Below are 7,897 nucleotides of genomic sequence, written 5' to 3'. Positions count from 1 at the left end.
CGAGGACAGGCTGCGCACCTTGGCCCGCGCCGATGGCGGGATCGCGTCGATCAGCGCCGCCAACTGGTTCGATTCGCAGCCCAGGCCGAGCAGCAGCACGCCCGCCGCATTGGGATGCGCCGCCAGCCCGGCGAGCAACGCGCGCGTGCCCGCCAGATCGTCGCCGAGCTGCGAACAGCCGTGCGGATGCGCAAAGGCGATGATACCGTCGATCTTCCCGGTGGCGATCAGCGCGGCGTGACGCTGTTCGGCCGCGCGCGCGATCTGTTCGGCGGTGAGCGCCACACAGCCCACCGTCGGCAATATCCAGATCTCGTTGCGCGTGCCTACACGGCCATCGGCGCGGCGATAGCCCTGCCAGACCGCGTCTTCGGCGATGGTCGCGGGCGCCGCCATGACCGATGCCCGGCCCAAGGCGTACTGCTCCTCCCCCACCAGCGCGGTCACCAGATTGTGGCTGTGGATATGCGCGCCGGGCGCGATCGCGGCAGAGGCACGGCCGATCGGCAGGCCGTATTTCACCACGCAGTCCCCGACCCCGTGCGCCGTCAGCGCGAACTTGTGCCCCTGGGGAATATCGTCGGCAAGAACATGACGCGCACCGTCCAGCGCGACCTGCTCGCCCGCCCGCAACGGACGCAAGGCCACCGCCACCGTGTCAGCGGCATGCACCTGCATCGCATCGGGCATGTGGTCCCTCCCTTGCCTCACGACTCTCGCGCGGTCGCTCGCGCACAGGCATAGCGCCATGGTAACCGGTGTCAATCCCGCCGGGATTGCGTTTGGTGCAAACATGTGGCTAGGAAGTTTCTCGCACTGACACCGGTGTAGCATCGCGAATGGGGGCAGGAAGGCACGTGGGCAAGGCAAAGGACGGCAAGCCGACGATCAACGACGTGGCCCGCCTCGCCGGGGTGTCGAAAAAGACGGTGAGCCGAGTCATCAACCGCTCGCCGCTGCTCAATGCGCAGACCCGCGAAAAGGTCGAGGCGGTGATCGCCGAGCTCGGCTACGTGCCCAATCCGCAGGCGCGCGCGCTCGCGCTGCGCCGCAATTTCCTGATCGGGCTGATCCACGACAACCCCAATGCGCAGATGGTGCTGGGCGTGCAGGAAGGCATATTGTCGGCGATCCGCGATACCGAATTCGCGCTGGTCGTGCGCCCGGTCAACCGCCGCTCGCCCGACATGCTCGACGATGTCCGCGCGTTTCTGGACCAGCAGCGGCTGTTCGGCGTGCTGCTGCTGCCGCCGATTTCGGAAAATGACGCGCTCGCCCAGTTGTGCGACGAACTCGGCGTCACCTATGTCCGCATGGGGTCGGTGCGGCTGGACGAGGATGTGCACATGGTCGCCTCGAACGACCGCGAGGCCGTGGCCAAGGCGGTGGGCTATCTGGTCGGCCAGGGCCATCGCCGCATCGGTTTCGTCGCCGGCCCCGAAGGCTTCCGATCTGCCGCCGAACGTGCGCTGGGCTATCGCGACGCGCTCGATAGCGCGGGGGTGGCCATCGACGAGACGATCATGGCCGAGGGCAACTATACCTTCGAGACCGGCATTGCGGCGGGCGAGAAGCTGCTCGCTGCCTCGCCTCGACCCAGCGCCATCTTCGCCAGCAACGACGAGATGGCCGCCGGCGTGCTGCACGCCGCGCGCAGCATCGGCATGTCGGTGCCCGAGGACCTGTCGATCATCGGCTTCGACGACACCGCGATCGCCGCGCATATCTGGCCGCCGTTGACCACGGTGCGCTGGCCGATCCAGGCGATGGCCAGGGCCGCCGCGATCAAGCTGATCGACCCTGTCGAGGCGCGCGACCAGCCTTCGCATTTCCTGTCCGACCTGATCGAGCGCGCTTCCGTCGCCCCGCTCTGAACCGATCCGACCGCACCGCAATAGAGCTTGCACCGATCAATGACACCGGTTACCAAGCAAGCCAATATTCCCCCGAACCCAATCGGGCCGGACTCGCCGAGCACCGCCGCCCGGACAGGAGAGACATGATGAAGATCGCCCTGATCACCGAGAACAGCCAGGCCGCCAAGAACACCATCATCCACGAGGCGCTGACCGATGTCGCGCTGCCGCTGGGGCATGAGGTGTTCAATTACGGCATGTATACCGCCGAGGATTCGGCCTCGCTGACCTATGTCATGAACGGGCTCCTGACAGGCATCCTGCTCAATTCGGGCGCGGCGGATTTCGTCGTCACCGGCTGCGGCACCGGCATGGGATCGATGCTGGCGTGCAACGCGATGCCCGGCGTGTTCTGCGGTCTTGTGATCGACCCGACCGATGCGTTCCTGTTCGGCCAGATCAACGACGGCAACGCGATCTCGATGCCCTATGCCAAGGGCTTTGGCTGGGCGGCGGAGCTCAATCTGCGCGATTGCTATGCCAAGCTGTTCGACGGCGAGCGCGGTCTGGGCTATCCCAAGGAGCGCGCCGCGATCATGGCCAAGAACCGCGGCATCCTGAAGGACCTCAAGGCCGCGACCTGCCATGACATGCTGACCGTGCTCAAGACCGTCGATCAGGACCTGCTCAAGGCGGCAGTGGCGGGCGAGCGCTTTGCCGAGCATTTTTACCCCCACTGCCAGAACGAGCCGATCGCGTCCTATCTGCGCGAACTGACCGCCTGAACGACAGTCGCGCTATCCGGGGAGAGGACGATATGACGAACGGGCTTTTCGACCTGTCGGGGCGCGTCGCGGTGGTGACCGGCGCCAATACCGGCATCGGCCAGGGCATCGCACTGGCGCTGGCGCAGGCCGGCGCGGACATCGCCGCTGTCGGCCGCACGCCGGCCGAGGAGACCGCGCAAAAGGTCCGCGCGCTGGGCCGCCGGTGCGAACTCGTCTCGGCCGATCTCGGCACCATCGCCCCGGTCCAGGCCGTGGTCGATCAGGTACTGGGTTCGCTCGGCGGACTCGATATCCTGATCAACAATGCGGGCATCATCCGCCGCGCCGATGCAGTGGACTTTACCGAGGAGGATTGGGACGCGGTGGTCGATACCAACCTCAAGTCGGTCTTCTTCCTGAGCCAGGCCGCAGGGCGCCACATGATCGCGCAGCGCGAGGCGACGGGGCGTCGCGGCAAGATCGTCAACATCGCGTCGATGCTCAGCTTCCAGGGCGGCATCCGCGTGCCGAGCTATACCGCGAGCAAGAGCGGCGTGGCCGGGCTGACCAAGCTGCTCGCGTGCGAATGGGCGGCCAAGGGCATCAACGTGAATGCCATTGCGCCGGGTTATATCGCCACGAACAACACCGCAGCATTGCAGGCCGACGAGACGCGCAACCGCCAGATCATGGAGCGCATCCCCGAAGGCCGCTGGGGCGACCCTGCCGATATCGGCGGCGCGGCGGTGTTCCTGGCGAGCAGCGCTGCGGACTATGTCCAGGGCCATGTGCTCGCGGTCGACGGCGGATGGCTCGCGCGGTGACGGGTCCGGTCGTCTGCTTCGGCGAGATGCTGCTGCGCCTGGCGCCGCCCGGCGCGCGGATGATGGTGCAGGCGCAGAGCCTCGACATGGTGGTGGGCGGCGCGGAGGCCAATGTCGCCGCCGCGCTCGCCTCGCTCGGGCACGAGGCGCGGATGGTGACGCTGCTGCCGGGCTCGCCGCTGGGCGACAAGGCGAAGGCAGACCTCGGGGCTGCGGGTGTGGACACGCGTTTCGTCGCGCGCGCGGACGGTCGCATGGGGCTGTATTTCCTCGAACCCGGCGCGGGTCTGCGGCCGTCCTCGATCACCTATGACCGCGCAGGTTCGGCCTTTGCGCTGGCCAGGCCCGAGGCGCTGGACCTCAAGGGCGCGCTCGAGGGCGCTGCCCTTCTCCACATGTCGGGCATCACGCCCGCGCTGGGTCCGGGCGGGGTCGCGCTGGCCGAGGCGGCGGTGGCCGCCGCGCAGGACGCGGGCGTGCCGATCTGCTTCGACGGCAATTACCGCGCGCTGCTCTGGGACGCGTGGGACAGCGATCCGCGCGCGATCCTGACCCGGCTGGTCGGAGCGGCAACGGTGCTGATCGGCAACCATCGCGACATCTCGCTGCTGCTCGGCAAGACCTTCTCCGGCGACGGCGCGGAACGGCGGCGCGAGGCGGTCGAGGCCGCGTTCGAGGCCTTTCCGAACCTCGAACTGGTCGCCTCGACCGCGCGCCATGTCGTCAGCAGCGATCACCACCGTATCGCCGCGCGGGTCGATACCCGCAGCGCGAAGCACCAGACCGCCGAGATCGACGTCACCGGCATTGTCGACCGCATCGGTACCGGCGATGCCTTTGCTGCCGGCGTGCTGCATTGCTATCTGCCGGGCGGCGACGCGCAGGCCATGGCCGAATGTGGACTCGCGCTGGCCGCACTGAAGCACAGCCTGCCCGGCGATTTCTGCCTGATCGGTCCCGCCGAACTCGCCGCCTTCTCGGCGCAAGGCGGCGATGTCCGGCGCTGAGCTGACCCGCCGCGCGCTGATCGGCAGCGGCGCGGCGCTGATCGCGGCGCCTGGCCTCGCGCGCTCCGCCGACCCAATGGTCGGGCGCTATCTCGGGCTGCGCGAGGACAATGTGCTCGCGTTCAAGGGCATCCGCTATGGCCGCGCCGAGCGCTTCGCGCCGCCGGTAGCCGAGCCCTGGACCGGCCCGGCAACCCGCGCGCAGCAATTCGGGCCGATCGCGCCGCAGCGCGGCAATCCCGAGCTTCCGCAGTCCGAGGACTGCCTGTTCCTCAACGTCTGGACGCCCGAGGCGAACCCGAACGCCCGGCGCGCAGTGATGGTCTATTTCCACGGCGGCGCGTACAACAACGGAACGGTCACCGATCCGCTGACCCACGGCCACCGGCTGGCCGCACAGGGCGATGTCGTGGTGGTCACGGTCAACCAGCGGCTCAACGCATTCGGCTATGCCTGGCTCAAGCCCTTCGGCGCGCGCTTTGCCGATAGCGGCAATCTCGGCCAGCTCGATCTGATCCTGGCACTGCGCTGGATACGCGATCATATCGCCGATTTCGGCGGCGATCCGGCGCGGGTGATGGTGTTCGGCCAGTCGGGCGGCGGCGCGAAGATCGCGACGCTGATGGCGATGCCGGCGGCGCGTGGCCTGTTCCATAGCGCGGCGACGATGAGCGGCCAGCAGGTGACCGCAAGCGGACCCGCCAACGCCTGGAAACGGACGCAAGCGCTGATGGCGGCGATGAAGCTCGCACCCGATGATGTCGAGGGGCTGCGCACCGCGCCGGTCGAGCGCATCGTCGAGTCCCTCACTGCCACCGATCCGGTCATCGGCGGGCCGGTCTATTTCGGGCCCGTGCTCGACATGACCAACCTGCCGCGTCACCCGTTCTGGCCCGATGCCGCGCCGCAATCGCTCGCCATCCCGATGATCCTGGGCAACACGCGCGAGGAGACGCGCGCGTTCATCGACCCCAGGGGACCTAAGCTCGAGGGGCTCGACTGGAGCAACATCGCACCGCGCATCGCCGCCGAGGTGAAGATCGATCTCGACCCCGAATGGGTCGTCGCCCGCTATCGCGCGCAGTTCCCCGATTGGTCGCCCGAGCGGCTGTTCTATGCCGCGACCACGGCGGGCCGATCCTGGCCGGGCCAGGTCATCGAGGCGGACGAACGTGCCAAGGCAGGCGCGAAAGCGACCTGGGTCTATCAGCTCGACCGCCCCTCGCCGATCGACCCCGCGCGCGGTGCGGCGCATACCGATGATATACCCTATGTCTTCGGCACACTGGATGCTCCGGGCAGCTATAGCGGCACCGACGCGCGCGCCCAGGCGACGCGCGATCTGATGATGAAGGCTTTCACGGGCCTCGCCAAGACCGGCAAGCCGGGTCTGGACAGCTGGTCACCCTACACCCTGCCCGACCGCGCGACTTTGGTGGTCGGCGACGGCGCGGCGGCGCTCGTCAACGATCCGCGCCGGTTCGAGCGGGAGCTGTGGGCGACGGGGCCGTACATTCAGCCGGGCAGCTGACCGGCTCCTTCACCGGATAGGCGATGATCAGCGCGAGCGGCCTGTCGCCCCGCTGCCAGATGCCGACCACCGCGCCATCATAGAGATAGGCGGTCATGCCGGGCCTGAGGGTCGCGCGCTGGCCGTCCGAGACCACCTCGCCCTCGCCGTCGAGCACATAATAGACCTCGTCATGCGCGATCGGATGTTCGCCGATCGCCGCGCCGATATCGAGCGTGCGGCGGCGGAACTCCATGCGGCGCGGTTGCGGCACATGGTCGCTGATCCGCCACGCGGTGCTCATGCCGATGCCCCCGTGCGGCGGCGGCTCGCGCTTGACCGTATCGAGCTCGTCGACCACAGCCATCGGCGGCGCAGCCGCGAGCAGCAGGGCGATGAGCGCGCTCATGGCTGGGTCGACCGCATCTGCGCATCGCGCGTCGAAAGACGCTCCTGCGCGCCGCCCGTCTGGCCGGGATAGCGACCCGATTTCGGGATCATCGTGTCGAGATTCCAGTCGGCCTCGCTGAACGGGGCGAAGGTCGCCACCGGCGCGGGATAGCCACCGACCTCGCTCTCGTCGTCGATGATGTCGCCGCGGCCTTCGGCGACGAAGAACAGCACGCGGATGTCGTCGGGCGCGCGGTCCCAGGGCCTTGCGCCGACGGTCTGCAGCAGCGAGGTCTCGACGTCGCCCGAGGGCAGCACCGCATAGGCATCCACCTTGGCGAGCGGTGCCTTGGCGGGGATCAGCTTGGCGCGCGTCTCGCCATAGCGACCAAACTGGGGCAGCGGATTGCCGTGCCGGTCGACCGCGCGGTTGTCCTTGCCGAAATAGGCCAAGTCCCCGTCGCCGCCGAGCATCAGGAACGGCAGCCCCTCGTTGGTGTCGTTGCCGCCGCGCATGACATTACCGATCGCGGTAATCTCGCCGGTGACATAGGGCTGCCCCAGCCATTCGAGATTCATCAGGTTGTAGTGCACCGCGCGGTGGCCGGGATTATAGATCAGGTTGTTGATCATCGCCACCTGCGCCCCGCCCTTGACCAGCGGCGAGCGCTCGACATTGTGCGCCCAGATGTTGCGGTAAAACATTATATTCGTGGCATTATCATGGATCAGCGAGCCCTTGCTGTGCTCGCCCTTGGGGTGGCTCGATACGGCCAGGCCCTCTGCCGCCAGATTGTCGCGGAACACGATATGATGGCTGGTGCCCGCGCGCCATTGCTCGACCGTGTCGCCGGTAAAACGCGGGCCCGAGGCGGACATGTTCTCGTCCACGCCCCAGAGGAAGCTGCAATGCTCGACCACGACATTGTGCGCGGCGACCGTGGAAAACGAATCCGCTTCCCAGCCCGACATGCGCGCCTGGCCATCGGCGCCAGTCATCACGCGGATGTGTGAGACGACGACATCGTGCGTACGCAGGTCGATGCCGCCCTTGATGATCGTGATCCCCGGAGACGGCGCGGTCTGACCCGCAATGGTGAGATAGGGCTCGCTGATTTCCAGCGTGCTGCGCCCGAGGTCGATCACCCCGCCCACCTCGAACACCACCGTGCGCGGCCCCTTGGCCGCAAGCGCCTCCGCGAGCGATCCCGGACCCGATTTGGCGAGCGTGGTGACGCGGATGATTCGCCCCCCTGCCCCGCCTTTCGTGGGATCGCCCGGATGCGGCTCGGCGGCGGCGTGGCTCAGGCTGGCCAGGGCGAAAGCCCCGATTATCGCGGCTTTCTGCAAGGTCTTGCGCATGGTCTCTCTCCCGTTGCCATGGTTATTGACAGAGCCGCAGCGAGAGGGCAATACATAATGACACCGGTTACCTTGGATGGTCAGCCTCACTGACACGATCCAGGGATCACCGGAAAGAACAGCGGTGTCCGCTCTGGCGGGGCATCGAAAGTCGGGAGTCAGGGTGTCAGGGCGTACAGGG

At 67.6% G+C, this 7,897-nt stretch carries 8 protein-coding genes; 5 read left to right on the top strand and 3 right to left on the bottom strand.

The window, feature by feature from the left end; all coding sequences use genetic code 11:
* Nucleotides 1-690: UxaA family hydrolase (locus tag DM995_RS10095; protein ID WP_232824283.1), on the bottom strand; the 690-nt coding region annotated here is incomplete at its 3' end.
* A 149-nt stretch (nt 691-839) separates the two neighbouring features.
* On the opposite strand from DM995_RS10095, the gene DM995_RS10090 reads away from it, so the two are divergent.
* From DM995_RS10090 to DM995_RS10070, 5 genes are all read left to right on the top strand, one after another.
* Nucleotides 840-1,874 carry a LacI family DNA-binding transcriptional regulator gene (locus tag DM995_RS10090; RefSeq protein WP_116969341.1) on the top strand — a complete coding sequence of 345 codons (1,035 nt, stop codon included), beginning with the start codon at nt 840-842 and terminating at the stop codon, nt 1,872-1,874.
* A 128-nt stretch (nt 1,875-2,002) separates the two neighbouring features.
* Nucleotides 2,003-2,641: an RpiB/LacA/LacB family sugar-phosphate isomerase gene (locus DM995_RS10085; RefSeq protein WP_116970413.1), complete on the top strand. Its 639-nt coding sequence runs from the start codon at nt 2,003-2,005 to the stop codon at nt 2,639-2,641.
* A gap of 32 nt (nt 2,642-2,673) precedes the next feature.
* A complete protein-coding gene (gene kduD / locus DM995_RS10080; RefSeq protein WP_023837413.1) occupies nt 2,674-3,447 on the top strand; it encodes a 2-dehydro-3-deoxy-D-gluconate 5-dehydrogenase KduD in 774 nt (257 codons plus the stop codon).
* A complete protein-coding gene (locus tag DM995_RS10075; RefSeq protein ID WP_116969340.1) occupies nt 3,432-4,454 on the top strand; it encodes a sugar kinase in 1,023 nt (340 codons plus the stop codon). The genes kduD and DM995_RS10075 overlap by 16 nt, the downstream gene beginning before the upstream one ends.
* Nucleotides 4,441-5,985, top strand: coding sequence for a carboxylesterase/lipase family protein (locus tag DM995_RS10070; RefSeq protein WP_116969339.1), 1,545 nt, complete (start codon nt 4,441-4,443; stop codon nt 5,983-5,985). The genes DM995_RS10075 and DM995_RS10070 overlap by 14 nt, the downstream gene beginning before the upstream one ends.
* Here the strand turns inward: DM995_RS10070 and DM995_RS10065 are convergent.
* Together DM995_RS10065 and DM995_RS10060 are read right to left on the bottom strand one after the other, a co-directional pair.
* The gene (locus DM995_RS10065; protein ID WP_116969338.1) at nt 5,918-6,373 is read right to left on the bottom strand and encodes a cupin domain-containing protein; all 456 of its coding nucleotides are present in this window, start codon (nt 6,371-6,373) and stop codon (nt 5,918-5,920) included. The genes DM995_RS10070 and DM995_RS10065 overlap by 68 nt on opposite strands.
* Complete coding sequence (locus DM995_RS10060) at nt 6,370-7,716, bottom strand: pectate lyase family protein (RefSeq protein WP_116969337.1); 1,347 nt, start codon at nt 7,714-7,716, stop codon at nt 6,370-6,372. The genes DM995_RS10065 and DM995_RS10060 overlap by 4 nt, the downstream gene beginning before the upstream one ends.
* Nucleotides 7,717-7,897: the final 181 nt, after the last annotated feature.

Origin of the sequence: Blastomonas sp. UPD001 (assembly GCF_003426715.1) — a bacterium.
Taxonomy (GTDB): Bacteria; Pseudomonadota; Alphaproteobacteria; order Sphingomonadales; family Sphingomonadaceae; genus Blastomonas.
The sequence above is the reverse complement of the archived record's forward strand: the minus strand, read 5'-3'. Positions and strand labels throughout refer to the sequence as shown.

Excerpts from the sequence above, each read along its gene's own strand:
- DM995_RS10090 (WP_116969341.1), top strand. The coding sequence starts at position 840 with ATGGGGGCAGGAAGGCACGTGGGCAAGGCAAAGGACGGCAAGCCGACG.
- DM995_RS10085 (WP_116970413.1), top strand. The coding sequence starts at position 2,003 with ATGAAGATCGCCCTGATCACCGAGAACAGCCAGGCCGCCAAGAACACC.
- kduD (WP_023837413.1), top strand. The coding sequence starts at position 2,674 with ATGACGAACGGGCTTTTCGACCTGTCGGGGCGCGTCGCGGTGGTGACC.
- DM995_RS10075 (WP_116969340.1), top strand. The coding sequence starts at position 3,432 with ATGGCTCGCGCGGTGACGGGTCCGGTCGTCTGCTTCGGCGAGATGCTG.
- DM995_RS10070 (WP_116969339.1), top strand. The coding sequence starts at position 4,441 with ATGTCCGGCGCTGAGCTGACCCGCCGCGCGCTGATCGGCAGCGGCGCG.
- DM995_RS10065 (WP_116969338.1), bottom strand. The coding sequence starts at position 6,373 with ATGAGCGCGCTCATCGCCCTGCTGCTCGCGGCTGCGCCGCCGATGGCT.
- DM995_RS10060 (WP_116969337.1), bottom strand. The coding sequence starts at position 7,716 with ATGCGCAAGACCTTGCAGAAAGCCGCGATAATCGGGGCTTTCGCCCTG.